Source organism: Streptomyces sp. NPDC127114 (assembly GCF_042677525.1).
Lineage (GTDB): Bacteria > Actinomycetota > Actinomycetes > Streptomycetales > Streptomycetaceae > Streptomyces.
This window is the reverse complement of record NZ_JBHXTJ010000001.1, coordinates 467,466-487,308: the sequence shown is the minus strand read 5'-3', so window position 1 is coordinate 487,308 and position 19,843 is coordinate 467,466. Positions and strand designations below refer to the sequence as shown.

The following is a 19,843-nucleotide window of genomic DNA, read 5'->3' as shown; positions in this document are numbered from 1 at the left end:
GTGCCGGGCGCGGGGGAAGGCCGGGCCGCACACTCTCATCCCGCTCTCACCCGGGCCTTATCCGCTCATCACGGGGCGCTCCTAGCTTCGCGCCCATGTTCTTCACCTACCTCCGGCGCGAGCTGCGCCGTCGCAGAAAGGCGGCGCTGGTCGTCGCCTCCGGGCTCGCGCTCGGCATCGCGCTGGTCATCGTCGTCAACTCCGTCTCGTCCGGCATGAAGCAGGCCCAGGACAAGGTCCTCGAATCGCTCTACGGGCTCGGGACGGACCTCACGGTCACCAAGGCGCGGGAGCAGCCCGGCACCGGGCAGCAGCCCCAGCGGCCCCGCTTCGAGTTCAAGGGCCGGGACGACGGCGAGGAACAGAGCAGCGACCGGCTGATGGTGCAGGGCTTCCAGACCCTCCCCGACTCCACCGTCGCCACCGTCGCGAAGCAGGACGGCGTCGCCAAGGCGGTCGGCGGCCTCAGCCTGGTCAACCTCAGGATCAACGGCGAGTTCCAGCGCGGCGAGATCCAGCGCGGCCAGGCCGCACAGCCCGGCGGCCCCGGCGGTCCGGGCGGCGGCTCCGGCCCCGGTGACACCGTCACCGGCGGCGGCGCGGCCTTCGACGTCGACTCCTTCACCCTCTACGGCACCGACGTCACCACGCCCGACCTCGGCCCCCTCACCACCTCCGCCCTCACCTCGGGCCGCGGCTTCACCACCAAGGAGACGGACGCCAAGGTCGCGATCCTCGACAGCGCCTACGCCAGGCAGGAGGGCCTGTCCGTCGGCAAGACCCTCACCGTGAAGGGCGTCGAGCTCACCGTCGTCGGCATCGCCACCGCCGACAGCGGCCAGGCCGCCGCCCAGGTCTACCTGCCGCTGAAGCAGGCGCAGACGCTCTCCGGGTCCCAGGGCAAGGTCACCACGGTCTACGTGAAGGCCACCGACTCCAAGGAGATCGACACCGTCAAGGCCGCCATCCAGAAGAACGTCACCGGCACCACCGTCACCACCTCCGCCGACCTCGCCCAGACCGTGTCCGGCTCGCTCGACACCGCCGCCGGCCTCGCCACCACCGTCGGCCGCTGGCTCTCGTACGCGGTGCTGCTCGCCGCCGTCCTCGTCGCCGGCCTCCTCACCTCCTCCGCCGTCAGCCGCCGCGTCCGCGAGTTCGGCACCCTCAAGGCCCTCGGCTGGAAGAGCGGCCGGGTCACCCGGCAGGTCGTCGGCGAGGCCCTGGTCAACGGCCTCATCGGCGGCGTCCTCGGCATCGCGGCCGGCCTCGGCGGCGCCTGGCTCGTCACCGCCGTCAGCCCCACCCTCACCGCCGAACTCGGCGCGGGCGCCGGCCTCGGCGGACCCGGCGGCGGGCGGCTGGTCGTGGGCGGCGGACCCGGCGGGCCCGGCGCCGCCGAAGCCCTCGGCAAGACCCTCGACATCGCCCTCACCGCCCCGGTCAGCCTCACCACCGTCGGCCTCGCCGTCCTCCTCGCCCTCGGCGGCGGCCTCGTCGCGGGCGCCTTCGGTGCCTGGCGTGCGTCCCGGCTGCGCCCGGCGGACGCGCTGCGCCGCGTCGAGTAGCCCCGCGGGCGCCGCCCGCCCGACCCCACCCCGTACCACAGGAGTTGGAACCATGTACGAACTCACCGGCGTCACCAAGCAGTACCGGCGCGGCCAGGAGAAGGTCGACGCCCTCGACGGCATCGACCTGACCGTCCGGGAGGGTGACCGGCTGGTCATCCAGGGCCCCACCGGCGGCGGCAAGTCCACGCTGCTGCAGATGCTCGGCGGCCTCGACCGGCCCAGCTCGGGCAGCGTCCTGCTCGACGGCACCGACCTGGCGACGATCTCCGAGCGCCGCCTCACGGACCTGCGCAGCCGGCTCATCGGCTTCGTCTTCCAGAGCTTCAACCTGATCCCCACGCTCACCGCCCAGGAGAACGTGGAGACCGCACTGGTCCCGCTCGGCGTCCGCGCGCCCGAACGCCGCCGCCGCGCCGCCGAGGCCCTGGAATCCGTCGGCCTCGGCGAGCGCGCCGGCCATCTGCCCTCGGAGCTGTCCGGCGGCCAGCAGCAGCGCGTCGCCGTCGCCCGGGCCCTGGTCAAGCAGCCCAAGGTGCTGCTCGCCGACGAACCCACCGGCAACCTCGACGAGTCGATGCGCGACGAGATCGTGGACCTGCTCGAAGGGCTCTGGAAGGAGCACGGCCTGACCTTCGTGATGGTCACCCACGACAGCGCCATCGCCCGCCGCGCCCCGCGCGTCGCGACCCTCCGCAAGGGCCGGATCACCCTCAAGGAGAACCCCGTCCCCGCGGCCTAGACCCGCACCCCGTGGGCCCGCAGGTACGCCAGCGGGCTGACGTCCGAGCCGAAGTACGGCGTGGTCCGCACCTCGAAGTGCAGGTGCGGGCCCGTCACCCGGCCCGTCGCGCCGGAGCGGCCGATGCGCTGCCCGCCCGAGACGCTCCGGCCCACCGACACGTCGATGCGCGACAGGTGGGCGTACTGGGTGTAGCGGCCGTCCGCGTGCCGGATCACCACCTCGTTGCCGTAACTCCGGTCGTAGCCCGCGCGGACGACCCGGCCCGGCCCGACCGCGCGGACCGTGGTGCCGGACGGCACCGCGAAGTCCTGCCCGGTGTGATAGCCCTTCGACCAGGAGCCGTGCTGGCCGTAAGAGCCGGTGAAGACGTACGACGAGACCGGCACCGTCCAGCCCCGCACGGTCCCGCCCGATGAGCCGCCCCGGGACCCGCCCGAGGAGCCGGAGCCGGCCGTGGGGCCCCGGTCACCGGCCTTCGCGCCCGTCCGCTGCTCGTACTTCCACCGGTGGCTGGTCCAGTACCAGTGGCCGCCGTTCCTGAACCAGTAGACGCGGTCCCGGGCGTCCCAGCCCCGCCGCCCACGGAAGACCGGCTCCCCGGCGGAGCGCCGCTGCCCCGCGCCGGACCGCTCCGCCGCCGGCGCCGCACCCGCGCCGTTCCTCAGGTACGTGTCGTAGTGGCTCGTCCAACGCCACGCCCCGGCCGCGTTCTTGTACCAGTACCGCGAGCCGTCCCGGCCCGCGTGCGAGGGGGCCGGTTCGGCCGAGGCCGGGCCCGCGCCGGTGCCCGCGAGCGCCACCGCGCCGAGCGTCGCCACGACGGCGCAGCGCACCCCGCGCAGTGCCGCGGGACCGCCGCCGCGCTCGGCGCGCGCGGCGCTCCGGGCCGCCGCGCAGCCCGCGCAGTCGCAGCCGCCTCCGGGCATCTCGTCCGTGAACCCGGGAACCCGCAGGTCCAGGGTGTCGTCGTCCCGCACGTGCACGCGCATCCTTCCTCTCACTCCTGTCCCTGGTCGGGCAGTCCGCCCCGCCGGGTGTAGAAGGCCACGGTCAGATCCTTGACCAGGGCCTGGCGTTCGAAGTCGTCGAGCTCGACGAGCCCGCGGGTCGTCAGCCGCGTCACCGTGTCGTCCACGGCGTCGATCACGCTCGTCAGCACGGAGTCCCGGTGCCTGGCGTCGAGCGCCGCGATCTGCCGCCGCCGCATCGCCGCCGCCACCTCGGGCGCGTACTCGATGCGGGTCGGCTGCGCCGAGAAGACCGCGACGCCGACGGGCCGGCACTCCGCGGCGAGCAGCCGGGTCAGCCGCGCGCCCACCGCCTCCGCGTCGCGCAGCGTGGGACCGTCGCCACGGAAGGCGTCGGCCGGCAGCTGGGACAGGACGCGCGCGGCAGCCGCCTCCACCTGCTCGCGCAGGTAGTCCAGGTGGTCGTCCACGAAGAGCAGGGCCCGGGCCGTGTCCCGTACCGACCACACGACGAGCACCACCACGCGCAGCGCCGCGCCCTCCGCGTCGACCACGGCGATCGGCTCGCTGCGCCAGTGCCGCAGGCGTACGTCGATCCGGCGGCGCAGCACGAACGGGCTGATCCAGACCAGTCCGGTGCGCCGCACGCTGCCCCGGTAGCGGCCGAACAGCGAGAGCACCCACGCGGATCCCGTACGGCCACGGGTGAGCCCGCCGAAGGCCAGCACGGCGACCACGGCGCAGCCGCCGAGCGCGGCCCACTCCCACGGCAGCAGCTGGACCGTGCGCAGCGGCCGGGCCCGCCACAGCAGCGCGGTCGCGGCGCCGAGCGCCGTCAGACCGACGAGGACGGCGCACCAGCCGGGCAGCGCGGGGCCGTTGCGCTCGACGAGCTCGGGCTCGTCGGGCGGCGGCCGATGCGGCAGTTCACGCGCGTCGGCGGTCCGTTGCCGGGACTCCGGCCGCCCGGAGGACCCGGGCCGGGCCGGCTGGGGCACCGCCGGGAGGACCGCCGCCAGGTCCGCCGCCAGGTCCGCTGTCGGAGACGTCGCCGGAGGCGTCGTCGTGGGCGACGTCATGGGCGACGTCATGGGTGTCGTCGCGGGCTTCGGGTCGGCGCGGAACAGGTCGTCCATCGGTATGCCGTCGGCGTGGAAGCGCACGCGCACGGGCAGGGGCCGCTTCTGTTGCTCGGTCATCAGGCCCTTCCGGCCGTCACTCGACGAGGTGACGAGATGACGACGTGTCGGATGATCTTCAGAAACCATCGTCACAGGGGTCAATGTCCGGAATGCCGCGACGAAAGTCCTGAACAGGACGGACTTTGGTCCTCCGGCGCCTACGCGTCGCCGGCCCGTTGTCAGTGCCTCCCCCTACCGTTCAGGACATGACGACGAAGACCTATCTGGAGCTGTCGCAGGACGGCGGCGGCGCGCACAAGTTCTACGAAGTGACGGTGGACGGCACGGTGGTGTCGGTCCGTTACGGACGGATCGGCGCGGCCGGGCAGACACAGACCTCGACCTTCCCGACGGCCGAGAAGGCCCAGGCAGCGGCGGCGAAGAAGATAGGGGAGAAGGTCCGCAAGGGGTACGCGCCGGCGGTCCAGGGACAGCGCGCGCCGCGCTCGGTCACCCGGCGCGCCGTCACCTCCGCGCCGTCCACGGCCCGCGCCGTCGCGCCCGTGCTGTGGCGCTTCCGCACCGGTTCCGCGGCCTTCGGCATCCACGTCGACGACGAGCGCTGCTGGGTCGGCAACCAGGCGGGCGAGGTCTTCACCCTCGGCCACACCGGCGAGGTCCTGGCCCGTTTCAGCCTGCCCGACGGCGTCAAGTGCCTGGTCGCCGACGACTTCTGGATCTACGCGGGCTGCGACGACGGCCGGGTGTACGACCTGTCGTCCAAGCTGCCCTTCGCCGCCTACGACATCGCCGCCGACGTCGACATCTTCTGGCTCGACATCCACGAGGGCGTGCTCAACGTCGCCGACCGCTCGGGCCGGCTCACCGTCATCGACCACGAGGACGAGCACCAGTGGTCGCGGGGCGGCCGCGGCGAACACGCCTGGATGGTGCGCGCGGACGCCGACGCCGTGTACTACGGCGACAGCCGGGGCGTCACCGCCCACACGCCCGACGGCGGGCAGGAGCTCTGGCACACCGCCACCGAGGGCGGCGTGCTGTTCGGCTGGCAGGAGGACACCGCGGTCTACGCGGGCACCGGCCGCCGCAAGGTGCACCGCCTCGCCAAGAAGGACGGCAGGACCGAGGCGGTGTACGCCTGCGACAGCGTGGTGTACTCGTGCGCCACCTCGCCCGGCGGCCGCTTCGTCTTCGCGGGCGACAGCGCCTCGTCCGTCTACTGCTTCGCCGAGGACGGCACCCGGCTGTGGAAGCTGGGCACCGGAGGCGGCTCGGCGCTCTCCATGCAGTACCGCGACGAGCGCCTTTACCTGGTGACCACGGACGGCTCGCTGCTGTGCGTGGACGCGAGCGAGGCGGCCATCGCCGCCGCCCAGCAGGGCACCGTCCCGGTCGCCCAGGACGTCAAGCTCGCCGCGGCCCTGCCCACGTACGCCCCGGCGACCACGGTCGCCGCCGTCGACGCGGTCAGCACCGTGCCGGCCGGGTCGGTGGTCGTGGAATGTGTCCAGGAAGGCGGCCGGATGCGGGTCCACGTGGTGACCGAGGGCTACGAGCCCGGGTGGAACGTGCAGTTCCCGCGCGCCATCCGCCAGCCGGGCGCCCGCTATGTCGTCGACGCCCTGCACCCGGCGTCCGGCGGCTTCTACCGGGTCCGCGGCGACATCCGGCGGCTGCTGTGAGCGGCGGCTTCGAGGCGGCCACCGGGGACGGGCCGCCGCTGCCCGGACCCGACGCGGAGCAGCGCTCACGCGAGGTGCGGGCGGCGGTCGAGGGGCTGCGCCAGATCCGGCGCGTGACCGGCCGTCAGGGCGAGGACCCGGCCGCCCGGCCCGCCGAGTGGGAGCGCCGGCAGCCGGTGCGGGCGGTGGCGCTGGTCCTGGAGGCGGCCGGGCAGCCGCCCTCGGCCCTGGACGCCTCCGGCACCCGCGTCGCCAGCGGCTATCGCGTGACACCGGGCGACCGCCCCGGCACCGCCGTCGTGGAATGGCTCGGCCCGCCGGGATCCGGTGCCGGCCATGAGGAGGAAGCCGCCCTCGGTGCCTGCGCCGCGGCCCTGGAGCGGTTCGGCTGGGACGCGCTCCTCTACCGGGGCCCGCGCCGGCACCGCTTCCTGGAGGTCGAGCCGGCGGATCCGGGAAGCTAGTGCCTGTCCGGCCCTGATCCGAAAGAAACGGCCGAGGGGGTTCTCGCCGATGAGGCCGGGCTCGCGACGCCTGGCCGTGGAGGAGGGCCGGGGAGCGTCCGGTCGGCGTGCGTCAGGCGATCGAGGCGGAGACGATCGCCGCCACGGCCAGGTTGCAGGAGGCCGTCACCCACACCGCCGGGTGCGGCTCCGGGTCGACCAGGGTCGCGCCCAGCTTGCCGGGCGTGACGAGGTCGACGACCAGGAAGGCGACGGCCATCAGCACGAGGCCCAGCAGACCGAACGCGGCGGTGGACAGCAGGCCCTTGGCGAAGTCGTCGTAGGTCGTCCAGATCGCCGTGAACACGATGCCGCCTATGCCGAGCAGCGCGGAGCTGAGCAGGATCGACGCGTTGCGGTTGCGGTCCTCCCAGATCTGCCGGCCGAGCTTGCCGGGCGTCAGGATGTCGACGAGGACGATGCCGAGGATCAGCAGGACGACGCCGAGGGCGCCGTACGCGGTGGTCCGGCCGAGGCCGTTGACGATGTCGCTCATGGGATGCCGGCTCCGGAAGGAAGTGATCGTGAATGATCGCGGTCAAGGACCGGCAAAATGTAGCGCAGGGTCAGAAGGCCGTGGTCGGCGGGTCGTGGACGCGCGACGCGCGACCAGGCGGGTCACGGGCACGCCGACCACCTGCGCGTGCGCGCGGCTCCACCGCCCGGTCCGGTCTCAGGCGCCGGCCGGAATCCGCTTGGCGCGCGAGCGGACGGTGAAGGCCGTCACGATCTCCGCCACGCCGACGACGAGCAGCCAGATGCCGCCGAGCACGGTGAGCACGCGCACCGACTCCAGCGGCGACTCGATCAGCACCACACCGGCCAGCGCGCTGATGACACCCAGAGCGATCTGCCAGCCGCGGGCCGGCATGTCCGGGTCCGAGGCGGCCGCCACGGTCTGGGTGATCCCGCGGAACAGCCAGCCGATGCCGATCCACAACGCGAGCAGCAGGATCGACTGCGTCGCGTCCCGGAAGCAGAACAGGCCGAGCAGGATTCCCAGCGAGCCGCTGATGAACGCCATCACCCGCAGCGATGTCCGCACGTGGGTACCGAAGGCGGTGACCAGCTGCAGCGCGCCGCTGACCACCAGATACAGACCGAAGAGCACGCCGACGACGGTCAGCGTGGCCTTCGGCCACACCAGCACGAGGACACCCAGGACCAGGGAGACGACCCCGGCGACCAGCAGCGCCTGCCAGGCCACACCGGCCAGCAGGCCGAGCGGTCCGGCCGGCACGTCCTCCCGCGCCGGCCGGTCATGAGTCTGCGACATGGTCTTGCTCCACTCCTCTTGTCGCGCCCTCGGCGAGGGCGCCCGGCGGCCCGTCTGAGGGTCGTCCGCGGCGCTCTCACTCAAGCAGTACGGGACGAACGCCGCAAAAGATGACCTGTATGGACGATCAGCGCATCCGACGGAGCCGTGGTCCGGCGCAGAGTGGAGAGCGACTGTGCAGGGCGCGCGCACCCGCCGCACCCGTATCCGCAACGGGAGACCGACATGACCGCATTCAACCGACGCGACCTCGGGTTGCTCGTCCTCCGGGTCGGCACCGGTGCCGTGCTCGTCGCGCACGGCGCGCAGAAGCTCTTCGGCTGGTTCGGCGGAGGCGGGATCGAGGGCACCACCAAGGCGATGGAGGCCATGGGCTTCCGCCCCGGCCGGCAGAGCGCCGTCGCCGCCGGCCTGGGCGAGGCGGGCGGCGGCGCGCTGCTCGCTCTCGGCCTCGCGACGCCCGCGGCCGGTGCCGCCGCCGCGGGCGCCATGGCCGGCGCGGTCTCCGTACACGCCCCGTCCGGCTTCTTCGCCATGAGCGGTGGCTACGAGTACCCCGCCTTCCTCGGCTTCACCGCGGCCGCCATCGGGGTCACCGGTGCCGGGCGGCTCTCGCTCGACCACGCCACCGGGCACGTCCTCGACCGGCCCTGGGTGGTCGCCACCGCCTTCCTCGGCACGGCGCTCGCCGCCGCGGCCGTCGTCGGCCGCCGTGCCGAGGCCATCGCCTCCCCGCAGCCCGACGACTCCTCCGCCGAGGACGCCGGCCGGGCCGAGCCCGACGACGAGCCCGAGCCGGAGCACACCAGCGCCCGCGAGAGGGAGAGCTGACACCGTGAAGGCCATGGCCATGCCGGAGTACGGGGGAGCCGACGCCCTCACCCTGACGGAGCTCCCCGAGCCCAAGGTCGCCCCCGGCGAGGTCCTGGTGCGCGTCGCGGCCGCCGGCGTCAACCCGGTGGACTGGAAGCTCGCCGCGGGCGGCCTCGACCCGATCATGGTGTCCCACTTCCCGATGATCCCCGGCTGGGACATCGCCGGTGTGGTCGAGCGCAACGGGCTCGACTCCACCGAGTTCGCCCCCGGCGACGAGGTCATCGGCTACATCCGCAAGGACAGCGCCGAGCACGGGGGTTACGCGGAGCAGGTCGCCGCCCAGGTCCGCATGCTCGCCCGCAAGCCCCGCGCGCTCAGCTGGGCCCAGGCCGCGGGCCTCCCGCTCGCCGGACTCACCGCCCTGCAGTCCGCCGACCGGGTCGGGGCGGGCGCCGGGGACACCGTCCTGGTGCACGCGGCGGCGGGCGGCGTGGGTTCGCTCGCCGTCCAGATCCTGACCGCCCGCGGCGCCCGGGTCATCGGCACCGCGAGCCCCGCCAACCACGACTTCCTGCGCGGTCTCGGCGCCGACCCCGTGGCGTACGGCCCGGGTCTCGCCGACCGGGTCCGGGCCCTGGCCCCCGACGGCGTCGACGCCGCGCTCGACTTCGTCGGCGGCGAGTCCGTCGACGTCTCCCTCGACCTGCTGCGTTCCCCGGACCGGCTCGCCTCCGTGGCCGACCACCGGGCCGCGGCCCTCGGCGGCCACTACGTCTGGGTACGGCCGGACGGCGCCGGCCTCACGACGCTCGCCGCACTCGCGGACGAGGGCCGGCTCACCGTCTTCGTCGAGAAGGTGCTGCCGCTGCGGGATGCCGCGGAGGCCTGGCGCCTCAACAGCGAAGGGCACACGAGGGGCAAGCTGGTGCTCTCGGTCGGCGACGGGTCCTAGGCCGTCTCTTCCGGATCTTGGCCGGGTCCGCGACGCCTGGACGGTGTCCCGTACCTGAATACTGTGCGGGAAGATCCGGAGCCGATCCGGCGCTACGGGGAGAGCAGGGGGAACCGCGCATGCGGGTACGCGAGGTACGCGAGGGACGCGACGAGCGCGAGGGACGCGACGGAAGGGACCGGTGCCGGTCATGAAGATCGATCTCACGGACACCAACTCCAGCAAGATCAACAAGGCGATCCTGGAGGGCCGACGCGCCGTCGGCACGCCCGCCGTCGGGATGGTCCTCACGCTGGTCATCGTCACCGACGAGGAGCACGCGTACGACGCGGTGAAGGCCGCCAACGAGGCCGCGCGCGAGCACCCTTCGCGCACCCTCGTGGTCATCAAGCGGCACGCCCGCTCCCCCCGCGCCCGCAACGAGCCCCGGCTCGACGCCGAGGTCCGGGTCGGCACCGACGCCGGAGCCGGCGAGACGGTGCTGCTCCGGATGCACGGAGAAGTGGCCCGCCGCGCCGACTCCGTCGTCCTGCCGCTGCTCCTGCCGGACGCGCCCGTGGTCGTCTGGTGGCCGGTCGACGCACCCGAGGTGCCCTCCAAGGACCCGCTGGGCTCGCTCGCCCAGCGCCGGATCACCGACACGTACGCCGTCGAGGACCCGCTCGGCGCGCTCGCGGCCCGCGCCGCCTCGTACGCGCCGGGCGACACCGACCTCGCCTGGACCCGGCTCACGCCCTGGCGCTCCCTGCTGGCCGCCGCGCTCGACCAGGCCAGGACGACGGTGACCTCGGCCGCCGTGGAGAGCGAGGCGGAGAACCCCAGCGCGGAGCTCCTCGCCCGCTGGTTCGGCGACCGTCTCGACGTCCCCGTCGAGCGGGTCGTCACCGACGGGCCCGTCGTCACGGCCGTCCGGATGGGCACGCCCGACGGCGAGATCCGCATCGACCGCCCCGACGGCCCGGTGGCCCATCTGTCCATCCCGGGCCAGCCGACGCGCGTGATGGCCCTCAAGGTCCGCACCACGGCCGAGCTCATCGCCGAGGAACTGCGCCGCCTCGACCCGGACGAGGCCTACGCGGCGGCTCTCCGGTACGGGCGGTAAGCGGCGGCGGAGGACGGCGCGCCCGCCGAGGGAGCGCCGTCCCCGGCTCCGTGCGCCCGCCGCGGGAGCGCCGTCCTCCGGCTCCGCGCGGCCCGCTTCAGTCCACGCGCCGGAAGACCATCACGAAGTCCGCCATCTCCCGCACCCGCGGCAGCTCCGGGTCCGGCAGGGCGCGCAGCCGTGCGCAGGCCTCCGCCACGAGGCCCAGGTCCTCCTCGCGGACCTGCCAGGCGCCGGTGAAGAGCCGGCCGCCAGCGATCGAGCGGGCCATCTGGTCCGGTGAGACGCGGAAGACGGCGGGACGTTCGCTCGCCCTGCCCTCGTAGCGCAGCCCGTGCGCGGCGGCGATCGGTTCGAGGAGTCCGGGAGCGTCCTGGCGGGCACCCCCGGGATCCAGGCGGTCCTCGAGCTCGCCCACGATCCGGCCGATGTCGTCCGTGGGGCGCATGCCACGGGCCGGGATCACCAGATAGCGGCCGCCGGGCCGCAGCACCCGCGCCACCTCGGCGAACACCGCGCGTGGGTCGGGGCCCGCGTGCAGCAGCCAGGTGGACACCGCCTGGGTCACCGACGCCGTGCGGACCGGCAGCCGGCCCGCGTCGCCCACCGCCACCCGGGCGCCGAGCCGTTCGCGGGCCCGTGCCAGCATCCCGGGGGACAGGTCCACCCCGAACACCCGGTGGCCGCGCGCGGTGAGCTCGGCCGCCACGATGCCGGTGCCGACGCCGATGTCGAGGACCGCGGCGGCCGGGTCGAGCAGCGGGGCCAGCTGGTCGGCGAAGCCGACCGCCCGGGCGGTGCCGCCGCGCGACGCGTCGTAGTCGGGCGCGATGGCGTCGAACGCGGCGGTGCCGCCCGCGGCCGGTGCCCCGCTCACGCCTGCCCGCTCGTCGGCACCGGGCTGAAGCTGACCGGCAGCGTCGCCATGCCGCGCAGGATGCCCTCGCGCCGGGTCAGGTCCTCGTCCGGGTCGGTGAGCCGCAGGTCGGGGAAGCGGCGCAGCAGGGTGCCGAGGGCGATCCTGGCTTCGGCGCGGGCCAGCGGCGCACCGAGACAGAAGTGAACGCCATGGCCGAAAGCGAGCTGCTGCGGCATCTCGCGGCGGGCCACGTCGAGGATGTCGGGCCGGTCGAAGCGGGCCGGGTCGCGGTTGGCGGCGGCGAGCCCGATGATGATCATCTCGCCGGCCGGGATGGTGACGCCGCCGATCTCGTAGTCGTCGACCGTGAAGCGGGCCACGCCGCGGCTCACCGGGCCCTCGTAGCGCAGCAGTTCCTCGATCGCGCCGGGCAGCAGGCCCGGGTCGTCGCGCAGCGCCGCGAACTGCTCGGGATGGCGCAGCAGCGCGTGCACGCCGTTGGCGATCAGGCTCGCCGTGGTCTCGTGTCCGGCGAGCGTCAACAGGATCGCCATGGCGGTCAGTTCGCGGTCGGTGATCCGCTCCTCGGCCTGCGCGGCACACAGCGCGCTCAGCAGGTCGTCGCGCGGCTCCTTCTTCCGCGCGGCGATCAAGGGCTCGTAGAACTCGGTGAGTTCGGCGCGCGCCCTGGCCCCCTTCGCCAGTCGCTCCGGGGTGTTCGGCGGCATGATCAGACCCACCGCGAGCCGGGCGAAGTCCGGCTGTCCCTCGGCGGGTATGCCGATCAGCTCGCTGAGCACGGCCATCGGCAGCGGCAGGGCGAACTCGGCCACCAGATCGGCCGTTCCGCGTCCGGCGAAGGCGTCGAGGTGGGCGTCGGTGTGTGCCTGGATCCGGGGCGTCAGCTCCTCGATCCGGCGGGCCGTGAACGCCCTGGACACCAGGTTGCGCAGCCGGGTGTGGTCCGAGCCGTCCGCCACCAGCATGCTGGCCATCAGTACGTTGGTGCGCTCCTGGTGGGCCATCTCCTCGGCGAGGCCGTTGACTCCGGCCGGGCTGCTGCTGAGCCGCGGGTCGGTCAGTGCGGCCACGGCCTCGTCGTAGCCGGTGACCATCCAGACTTCAAGGGTGGGATTCAGCCGAACCCGCTGCACGACACCGTGTTCCCGGATCCGTTCGAACAGCGGGTAGGGATCGGGCTGTTGGGCGACATTCAGCGGCACGTCGTGAACGATGGTCCGGCTCTGATCCGACATCCGTCACTCCCCGTGATCATGAGAAAGATCTGTGGCAGGTAGTCATACCAGCCACGGAAGTTGCGTGGTAGCGTCACCGGCGATCAGCACGGAGGATGTCCGCGGAACGGCGTCGCCCACCGGCGAAACGTTTGTCCCGCACAGCTCAACCGACAGCATTTACGGCCTCAACCAGGCCTTACTGCGCAAGGGGAGGCGTTTCGTGGCACAGGTCGACCAGGCGGTGGAAGCCGATCCGATACTCGGACTGGCCCACCCCGGGGTACTCGGAAACCCGTACCCGGCATATGCCCGATTGCGCGAAACCGCCCCCGTGTTCTGGCACGACCTCCTCGGCTCCTGGGTCCTCACCCGCCACGCCGACTGCCTCGCCGTCCTCACCGACAGCACCCGCTTCGCCTCCGACTGGCGCCGCGCCGGAGAGGACATCCCCGCGCCGCTCCTGAGCGTCCAGACCCTCGACCCGCCCGAGCACACCGCCATCCGGCACCTGCTGCTCGACGGCTTCCGCGCCCAGGACCGGCACGCCCTGCACGAGCGGCTCGACCACCAGGTCCGTGAACTCCTCGCCGAGCTGTCCCGGCGGCCCTCCTTCGACCTCGTCGGCGAACTCGCCGAACCGCTGGCGCTCCGCTTCGTCACCGCCTTCCTCGGCGTGCCCGCACCCGACCTGGCCTGGTTCGTGCCCATGTCCCGCACCGTCGTCGACGGCATGGACGCCGGCCTGTGGCCCGAGAAGCACGAACCCGCCGTCGCCGCCCGCGCCGAACTCGCCGAGTACGCCGGCGGCTGGCTCGCCGACCCGCCCGAGGACGGCCTCATCGCCTACGTCGCCGCGCACGCCGACGACAGCGGCGTCGACCCGGCCGTCCTGCGCAACAGCCTGCGGGCCGTCCTCCACGCCGGATACGAGTCGGCCTCCCGCCTCCTCGGCAACGCCGCCGCGGCCCTGCTCACCACACCCGGCGCCCTCGCCGCCTTCCGCGCCGCGGGACCGGCCACCGGCGTCGACGAACTCGTCCGCTACGACGCACCCGTCCAGGCCGACGCCCGGGTCTGCGTCACCGACACCGAGATCGGCGGCGTCACCGTCAAGGCGGGCGACCCGGTGACCCTGCTCCTCGGCGCGGCCAACCACGACCCGCTCCGCTTCGCCCGCCCCACCGAGCTGCGACTCGACCGCGCGCCCAACCCGCACCTCGGGTTCGGCCGCGGGGCCCATGCCTGCCTGGGCGCGTCCATGGCGATCCGGCTCGCCGGATCGGTCCTCGGGACCCTCGCCACGGACCACCCCGGCGCACGGGCGGTCGCGGGACCACACCACCGGCGCAACCTCACCCTGCGCGGACTCGACCGCTTCGAGGTGACGCTGCGCCCCGCCACGGGGGAGGAGGTACGGCCATGAAGTACTGGCACTGAGCCCGATGAGGCCGAGGTGACTGCCCGCCCTTCACCGGGGGAGGAGGTACGGACATGAAGTACTGGCACTGAGACCGAGCACCGCGAGGCCCGTCCGCACGGCCGGCCCCGCGCCGTGAACCACGGCCCCCGCGCCCACCGAGGTGCGGGGGCCCTCGGGCCGTGTCACCGGCCCGGCCGGTAGTAGGCCTCCACGGGGACGCGTGCCTCGTCGGCGAGGGCGGGGCCGTCCTGCGGCACCCTCGGCCAGGCCCCCGACGGCGGGTTGAGGGCGACGAGCTGCTCGGTGGAGAGGGCGTAGACGACCCGGCCGATGCCGGAACGGACGATGCCGCCGTCGCACATGCCGCACGGCTGGCAGCTGGTGTACAGGGTGGTGCGGGCCGCCGTGCCCGGATCGAGTTCGCGGGCCGCCCAGCGGGCGAGCTTCAGCTCCGGATGGGCCGTGATGTCGTCGTCCCGCCGTACCGTGTTGTGCGCTTCCGCGAGGACCGTGCCGTCCGGTCCCGCCAGCAGCGAACCGTACGGCGCGTCGCCGAGGGCGACGGCGTGGGCGGCGATCGCGACGGCGCGCCGCAGCAGGGTCTCGTCGGCTTCGGTGATCACGATCGGTCTCTCCAGTATGTGGCGACGGTGGTGAGGGCCTGCCATGCCGCGTGGGGCCGGCGGGTTTCCTCGGGGTCTCCGTGGTAGGGGTCGAGTACGACGGTGTCCGCGCCCAGCTGACGGAGCTGGTCGAGATCGTCGAGGATCTGCTCCAGCGTGCCGACGCCGGCGGGGCGGTCCGGGGCGTCGACCGGTGTGCCGGTCAGCCGCAGGGCGATGCGGGGCGCGAACGCCGGCAGCGCGTGGCTCCGCAGGACCGCGCGCATCTCCGGGAGGGAAAGCCGCAGCGGATGCCAGGCGTCGCCGAACCGGACGGCGCGGCGGAGGGCCGCCTCGCTGTGGCCGCCGATCCAGATCGGGATCGGGGCGGTGTCGACGCCGCCCCGCAGCGGCGCGTGCCAGGTCTCCCGGAGGGTGGCCAGGTACTGGTCGGTCAGCCGGCCGCGGGCGCCGAACGGCACACCGAGAGCATCGAACTCCTGCCGGGCCCAGCCGACTCCCACTCCGAGGACGAACCGGCCGCCGCTGAGGTCGTGGAGGTTCGCGGCCATCCGGGCCACCAGCACCGGGTGCCGGTAGGGCAGGACGAGGACGGTCGTGCCCAGCCGTATGCCGGTGGTGAGGCCGGCCAGCCAGGACAGGGTGGTGAACGGCTCGTAGAACGGCTCCGGGTAGCGGCCCGCCACGTCAGGGGTGACGGCCACGTGGTCCGACACCATGAGGAGCCCGAAGCCGAGTCCCTCGGTGACCCGTGCCCACTCGCGGAGGACTCCGGGATCGGTTCCGGGGCCGAAGTTCGGTACGTTGACGCCGAGTTGCATGGCCCCGAGGCTATCCCGGTGATCACGGCGCCCTGAAGAGGATCTTCCCGGTGTCAGCGGCGTTCTTCCGTGGTTTTGCTGGTAGTTTCGCGGTATGGCCGTGAATCTGGACGACGTCGACTGGGCGATCATCGAACAGCTGCAACAGGAGGCCCGCCTCTCCCTCAGCGAGCTGGGGCGGCGCGTCAACCTCGGCCCGTCGGCCACCACGGAACGCGTGCGGAACCTGGAGGCGCTCGGAGTCATCACCGGCTACCACGCCCAGGTCGACCTGACGAAGGTCGGCTACCCCGTCCTCGCCGTCGTCCGCCTGAAGTACCCGGGCAACCGCCACCAGCCCTTGCGCCGCCTGCTCTCCGAGCGGCGGGAGATCCTGGAGTGCCTGCGCACGACCGGCGACGACTGCTACACCCTCAAAGTGGCCGCGACCTCCATGGAGCACCTGGAGACACTCATGGACGAACTCGCCGGCTTCGGCAGCACGACGACGAGCGTCGTCTACAGCCGGACCCTGCCCTACCGCGGACCCCACCGCCCCTGACCGACGGCCGACCCGCTGCCTCGGCCCCGGCCGAGAGGCTCGAACACTCCGGGCCACCCGAAGCCCGTCGACAGGTCACGGGACCTGTCCGGGCAGCAGCCGCACCCGTCCCTCCGGCAGCTTGGCCCACCAGTGGCCGTACCGCCCGTACAGCCGCGGCTCGCGCGCGGCGAGCAGCGCGCACAGCGCCCGCGCCTCCCCGGCGAGCGCCTCCCACACGGGCTCCGGCAGACCGTGGAACGCCGTCGCCTCGATCCCGCCCTCGACGGGCCGCCACACGCCCGCGACCCGGCCGTCCACCAACAGCGTCGGCAGCACGTCGCCGTTGATCCTCGTCACCACGCGCCGGTACTCGGGCGGGACCACCCGGCTCCGGTCCGCGTACGCGAGGAGCACGCTGTCCCACATACCGAGCAGGCGCGGCGGCGCCGGCGTGTCACCGGCCGGCCGCTCAGCGCCCACCAGGTCGAACAGCTCCGTGCCGTCCGGCCCTTCGAGCCGCTCCACGACTCCGCCGCCGTCGAGCTCGCGCAACGCCCGGCGGACCGGCGTCCGCTGCACCATGGCGAACTGCGCCACGTCCGCCACCGACGCCGGCCCGAAGCCCGCCAGGTAGCGCAGCACGAGCTCCCGCAGCGCCTCCGGCACGGCCTCGCGGCCCGCCGGCAGAGAACCCGCACCCGCCGTCACGTACGAAGGCCGCTCGCCGAACGACCAGGGCCCGCCGGTCGGATGGTGGTGCAGCGGCGCGTACCCGCGCAGCCCCCACCAGGCACCCTCCCGGGCCTCCGCCCCCACCCGCTCCTCCAGCCAGCCCTTCATCTCCGCGCTGCTCCGCGGCACTTCGGCGAAGGCGAGGAACCCGGGCAACAGCTCCTCGGCGTCGGCCGGCGTGAGCCCGGATTCCGCGAACCGGAAACCGAGCCGAGAGCCGTACAGCGTCTGCTGCATCGCCCGCCGGAACACCCCGTAGTCCTCGGCGTGCACCGCGTGCAGCGTGATCCGCATCAGGGTCGCCTTCACCACCTCGCGGCGGGCGAGGACCGCGTCCATCTCGACGGGGTCGAAGCCGGCGAGCCGGTTCCACAGGGCCACGTACGGCGAACCGGGCTGCTGCGCCTGCAGCGCGACGACCCGCCGCACGCCGTCGGCGACACCCAACGGTGCGCGCTCCAGGAGCAGCTGGCGGTGCAGGGTGGCCCGGTTGAGCTCGCGTGCGGTGATCTTCACGCCTCGTATTGTCGCGGGCCGGAGCAGGGGGATGAGAAGGTGGGGCCCGGGGGTGGAAGGGCGATGGGGGAGGGGACGGGATGGAGCTCGACGAGCTCGTCAAGGAGGAACTGGCCCGGCACGACTGGACCGCGCTGGCCTGCGGCTGCGGCGACAACGCCGAGCACATGCCGCTGCTGTTCGAGACGATCCTGACGGCCGGGACGGAGAAGGACCTGCGGGGGTATCACCTCGACGGGCACGTCGTATGGGACGGCGACGTCTTCGCGTGCACCCCGGCGGCCGTCGGTGTCGTCATGGCCGCGCTCTCCGGCGAGCCGTCGGCCCTCGCGCGGGACAGACTCGTCTACGCGCTGTGGCGGATCGCCACCGCCGAGTTCGCCCCGGAGGAGATCGTCGACCGCGTCCGGGCCGCCGTCACCGAAGGGTTCTGGCCGCTCGTGCGGACCGGGCTCAACGGGCGCCCGCACGTCGCCGACTCCGTCGCCACCATCATCGATCGGCTCGACGTCGAGGGAGAGCGCGCCCGGCACTACCGGCGGCTGCTCGACGAGCGCGCCGCCTCCAAGGGCAGACGCTGGAAGTCACGGGCCTGAGCGGCCGACGCGCCACGCCCGGCCAACCCTTCGCTCCACGTTTCCGCAGCTCGTAAGCTCGCTACGCGCGCCACGGGCGCGCACTCGCCGCGTCAGTCACCAGCGCACCGGTCACCGCAGTGACCACGTCACCAACCACTGCAGTGACCACGTCACCGACCACCGCAGCGACCACCTCACCATCCACCACAGCGACCACCCGCACCGACTCATTCGCACCCAGGGGGAACCTCACCATGGCGAAAATCCTTGTCGCCGCCACACCCGTCTCCGGTCACCACGGCCCGCTGCTCCGCATCGCGAGCCACCTCTCCTCGGCCGGCCACGAGGTCGTCTTCCTCGGCGGCGCCCGCTTCGCCGACGACGTACGCGCCGCCGGGCCCGAGTTCCGCGCGCTGCCGCCCGAGGCGGACTACGACGACCGGGACTTCTCGGCCCGGTTCCCCGAGCGCGCGAGCGTCCCGGCCGGGCCCGCGCAGACCATGTGGGACGTCATGCACGTCTTCGGCGACCCGACGCCCCATCAGCACCGCGCCCTCCAGGACACCCTGGCCGGCTTCCCGGCCACGGCCGTCCTCTACGACAACCTCTTCTTCGGCGGCGTCGCCCTCTCCCTCGGCTCGGCCCCGGACCGCCGGCCCGCCACGTACAGCGTCGGCATCTCGCCGCTCGGCGTGGAGAGCCGGGACACCGCGCCGCACGTGCTCGGCCTGCTGCCGCCCGTCGACGACGCCCAGCGGGCGGAGTACGCGGCGATCGCCGCCCGCATGGCCGAGCAGCGCGCCCCGCTCGTCGGCCATCTGCGCTCCTGCTTCGCCGCGGCCGGAGTGACCCTGCCCGAGGGCCCGCTGGGCCGCACGCTCACCGACTCGGCCGACACCTTCCTCCAACTGACCGTCCCCGGCTTCGAGTACCCGCGCAGCGACCAGCCCGCCGGCGTCCGGTTCGTCGGCGCGATCCCGATCCCCGCCACCGCCGGCCAGCAGCCGCCCGCCTGGTGGCCCGAACTCGAACGGGCCCGGGCGGCGGGCCGGCGGATCGTGGTGACCACCCAGGGCACGCTGGCCAACACCGACCTCGACCGGCTCGTCGTCCCGACCGTCCGCGCGCTCGCCGACCGCGAGGACGTCCTCGTCGTGGCCGCCACCGGACGGCCGGACGCCGCCGAGCGGATCGCCGCGCACCTGGATGCCGTACCCGGCAACGCGATCGTCGCCGGCTTCGTGCCCTTCGCCGACCTCCTCCCGCTCGCCGACCTCCTCGTCACCAACGGCGGCTACGGCGGCACCCAGGCCGCCCTCGCCCACGGCGTCCCGCTCGTCGTCGGCGGCGACAGCGAGGACAAGCCCGAGGTCGCGGCCCGTGTCGAATGGAGCGGCAGCGGCCTCAACCTCCGTACCGGCGACCCCTCCGACGACCGGCTCCGCGCCGCCGTCGACACCGTGCTCGGCACGCCGTCGTACCGCGAGCGGGCCGCCGCCCTCGCCAAGGAGTACGCGGCGCACGACGCGCTCGCCCTCATCGAGGGGATGGTCGGCGGACCCGACCGGCACTGACGGCCGCGACACCGGCGGGCGGCACTGACTGGCCCCGACCGCCACCGACGGGCGCGGGCGCGGCGCCTGCGCCCGCGGGCGGCGGGGCGAAGGCGGTCCGGCCTCGGACCGCAGACATCCCGCCAAGCGGCGCAAGGGAGTCGGCCGAGATGGGCCGAGACCTGACGGTCCGCCGAAGGCGGCTTGCTCCGGCCCCTCCCGCCCG

Annotated in this window: 20 protein-coding genes; 11 read left to right on the top strand and 9 right to left on the bottom strand. The window is 73.9% G+C overall.

Features of this window, described 5'->3' with window-relative positions; all coding sequences use genetic code 11:
• Positions 1-95: 95 nt before the first annotated feature.
• The gene (locus ACFVGS_RS02170) at positions 96-1,568 is read left to right on the top strand and encodes an ABC transporter permease (protein WP_384411326.1); all 1,473 of its coding nucleotides are present in this window, start codon (positions 96-98) and stop codon (positions 1,566-1,568) included.
• Positions 1,569-1,620: 52 nt separating this feature from the next.
• A complete protein-coding gene (locus ACFVGS_RS02165; protein ID WP_384411327.1) occupies positions 1,621-2,310 on the top strand; it encodes an ABC transporter ATP-binding protein in 690 nt (229 codons plus the stop codon).
• On the opposite strand, the gene ACFVGS_RS02160 is transcribed toward ACFVGS_RS02165, so the two are convergent.
• Complete coding sequence (locus ACFVGS_RS02160; protein ID WP_385689458.1) at positions 2,307-3,302, bottom strand: M23 family metallopeptidase; 996 nt, start codon at positions 3,300-3,302, stop codon at positions 2,307-2,309. The two genes, ACFVGS_RS02165 and ACFVGS_RS02160, sit on opposite strands and share 4 nt — an antisense overlap.
• An 8-nt stretch (positions 3,303-3,310) precedes the next feature.
• Positions 3,311-4,480: an SPFH domain-containing protein gene (locus tag ACFVGS_RS02155; protein WP_385689455.1), complete on the bottom strand. Its 1,170-nt coding sequence runs from the start codon at positions 4,478-4,480 to the stop codon at positions 3,311-3,313.
• A 188-nt stretch (positions 4,481-4,668) separates the two neighbouring features.
• Here ACFVGS_RS02155 and ACFVGS_RS02150 point away from each other — a divergent pair, with 188 nt between their 5' ends.
• Entirely contained in the window at positions 4,669-6,105 is a 1,437-nt protein-coding gene (locus ACFVGS_RS02150; protein ID WP_385689452.1) for a WGR domain-containing protein, read from the top strand.
• Complete coding sequence (locus tag ACFVGS_RS02145; protein WP_385689449.1) at positions 6,102-6,569, top strand: hypothetical protein; 468 nt, start codon at positions 6,102-6,104, stop codon at positions 6,567-6,569. Before ACFVGS_RS02150 ends, ACFVGS_RS02145 begins: the two co-directional genes overlap by 4 nt.
• Positions 6,570-6,681: 112 nt before the next feature.
• On the opposite strand, the gene ACFVGS_RS02140 is transcribed toward ACFVGS_RS02145, so the two are convergent.
• Complete coding sequence (locus ACFVGS_RS02140; protein ID WP_361575902.1) at positions 6,682-7,104, bottom strand: DUF350 domain-containing protein; 423 nt, start codon at positions 7,102-7,104, stop codon at positions 6,682-6,684.
• A gap of 177 nt (positions 7,105-7,281) precedes the next feature.
• The gene (locus ACFVGS_RS02135; protein ID WP_384411337.1) at positions 7,282-7,884 is read right to left on the bottom strand and encodes an HdeD family acid-resistance protein; all 603 of its coding nucleotides are present in this window, start codon (positions 7,882-7,884) and stop codon (positions 7,282-7,284) included.
• 225 nt (positions 7,885-8,109) lie between these two features.
• Between ACFVGS_RS02135 and ACFVGS_RS02130 the strand changes: the two genes are divergently transcribed.
• From ACFVGS_RS02130 to opcA, 3 genes are all read left to right on the top strand, one after another.
• Positions 8,110-8,715, top strand: coding sequence for a DoxX family protein (locus ACFVGS_RS02130; protein WP_384411338.1), 606 nt, complete (start codon positions 8,110-8,112; stop codon positions 8,713-8,715).
• A gap of 13 nt (positions 8,716-8,728) precedes the next feature.
• Entirely contained in the window at positions 8,729-9,652 is a 924-nt protein-coding gene (locus tag ACFVGS_RS02125; protein WP_385689445.1) for an NADP-dependent oxidoreductase, read from the top strand.
• 190 nt (positions 9,653-9,842) lie between these two features.
• Positions 9,843-10,754 carry a glucose-6-phosphate dehydrogenase assembly protein OpcA gene (gene opcA, locus ACFVGS_RS02120; RefSeq protein ID WP_384411343.1) on the top strand — a complete coding sequence of 304 codons (912 nt, stop codon included), beginning with the start codon at positions 9,843-9,845 and terminating at the stop codon, positions 10,752-10,754.
• Positions 10,755-10,851: 97 nt separating this feature from the next.
• Here the strand turns inward: opcA and ACFVGS_RS02115 are convergent, their stop codons facing one another.
• Together ACFVGS_RS02115 and ACFVGS_RS02110 are read right to left on the bottom strand one after the other, a co-directional pair.
• Positions 10,852-11,631, bottom strand: a complete 780-nt coding sequence (locus tag ACFVGS_RS02115; RefSeq protein WP_385689442.1) for a class I SAM-dependent methyltransferase — start codon at positions 11,629-11,631, stop codon at positions 10,852-10,854.
• Complete coding sequence (locus tag ACFVGS_RS02110; protein ID WP_384411346.1) at positions 11,628-12,869, bottom strand: cytochrome P450; 1,242 nt, start codon at positions 12,867-12,869, stop codon at positions 11,628-11,630. The genes ACFVGS_RS02115 and ACFVGS_RS02110 overlap by 4 nt, the downstream gene beginning before the upstream one ends.
• 313 nt (positions 12,870-13,182) lie before the next feature.
• On the opposite strand from ACFVGS_RS02110, the gene ACFVGS_RS02105 reads away from it, so the two are divergent.
• Positions 13,183-14,274: a cytochrome P450 gene (locus ACFVGS_RS02105; RefSeq protein ID WP_385689439.1), complete on the top strand. Its 1,092-nt coding sequence runs from the start codon at positions 13,183-13,185 to the stop codon at positions 14,272-14,274.
• Between the two features lie 179 nt (positions 14,275-14,453).
• On the opposite strand, the gene ACFVGS_RS02100 is transcribed toward ACFVGS_RS02105, so the two are convergent.
• Together ACFVGS_RS02100 and ACFVGS_RS02095 are read right to left on the bottom strand one after the other, a co-directional pair.
• Positions 14,454-14,894: a nucleoside deaminase gene (locus ACFVGS_RS02100; protein ID WP_385689436.1), complete on the bottom strand. Its 441-nt coding sequence runs from the start codon at positions 14,892-14,894 to the stop codon at positions 14,454-14,456.
• On the bottom strand, positions 14,891-15,715 hold the full coding sequence (locus ACFVGS_RS02095) for an LLM class flavin-dependent oxidoreductase (protein ID WP_385689433.1): 825 nt from the start codon (positions 15,713-15,715) through the stop codon (positions 14,891-14,893). Before ACFVGS_RS02095 ends, ACFVGS_RS02100 begins: the two co-directional genes overlap by 4 nt.
• Before the next feature lie 94 nt (positions 15,716-15,809).
• Between ACFVGS_RS02095 and ACFVGS_RS02090 the strand changes: the two genes are divergently transcribed.
• A complete protein-coding gene (locus tag ACFVGS_RS02090; protein WP_384411353.1) occupies positions 15,810-16,256 on the top strand; it encodes an Lrp/AsnC family transcriptional regulator in 447 nt (148 codons plus the stop codon).
• Positions 16,257-16,331: 75 nt separating this feature from the next.
• Here the strand turns inward: ACFVGS_RS02090 and ACFVGS_RS02085 are convergent, their stop codons facing one another.
• The gene (locus tag ACFVGS_RS02085) at positions 16,332-17,486 is read right to left on the bottom strand and encodes a winged helix DNA-binding domain-containing protein (protein ID WP_385689429.1); all 1,155 of its coding nucleotides are present in this window, start codon (positions 17,484-17,486) and stop codon (positions 16,332-16,334) included.
• A gap of 80 nt (positions 17,487-17,566) precedes the next feature.
• On the opposite strand from ACFVGS_RS02085, the gene ACFVGS_RS02080 reads away from it, so the two are divergent.
• Positions 17,567-18,082, top strand: coding sequence for a hypothetical protein (locus tag ACFVGS_RS02080; protein WP_385689427.1), 516 nt, complete (start codon positions 17,567-17,569; stop codon positions 18,080-18,082).
• 236 nt (positions 18,083-18,318) lie between these two features.
• Positions 18,319-19,638, top strand: coding sequence for a glycosyltransferase (locus ACFVGS_RS02075; protein WP_384411360.1), 1,320 nt, complete (start codon positions 18,319-18,321; stop codon positions 19,636-19,638).
• Positions 19,639-19,843: the final 205 nt, after the last annotated feature.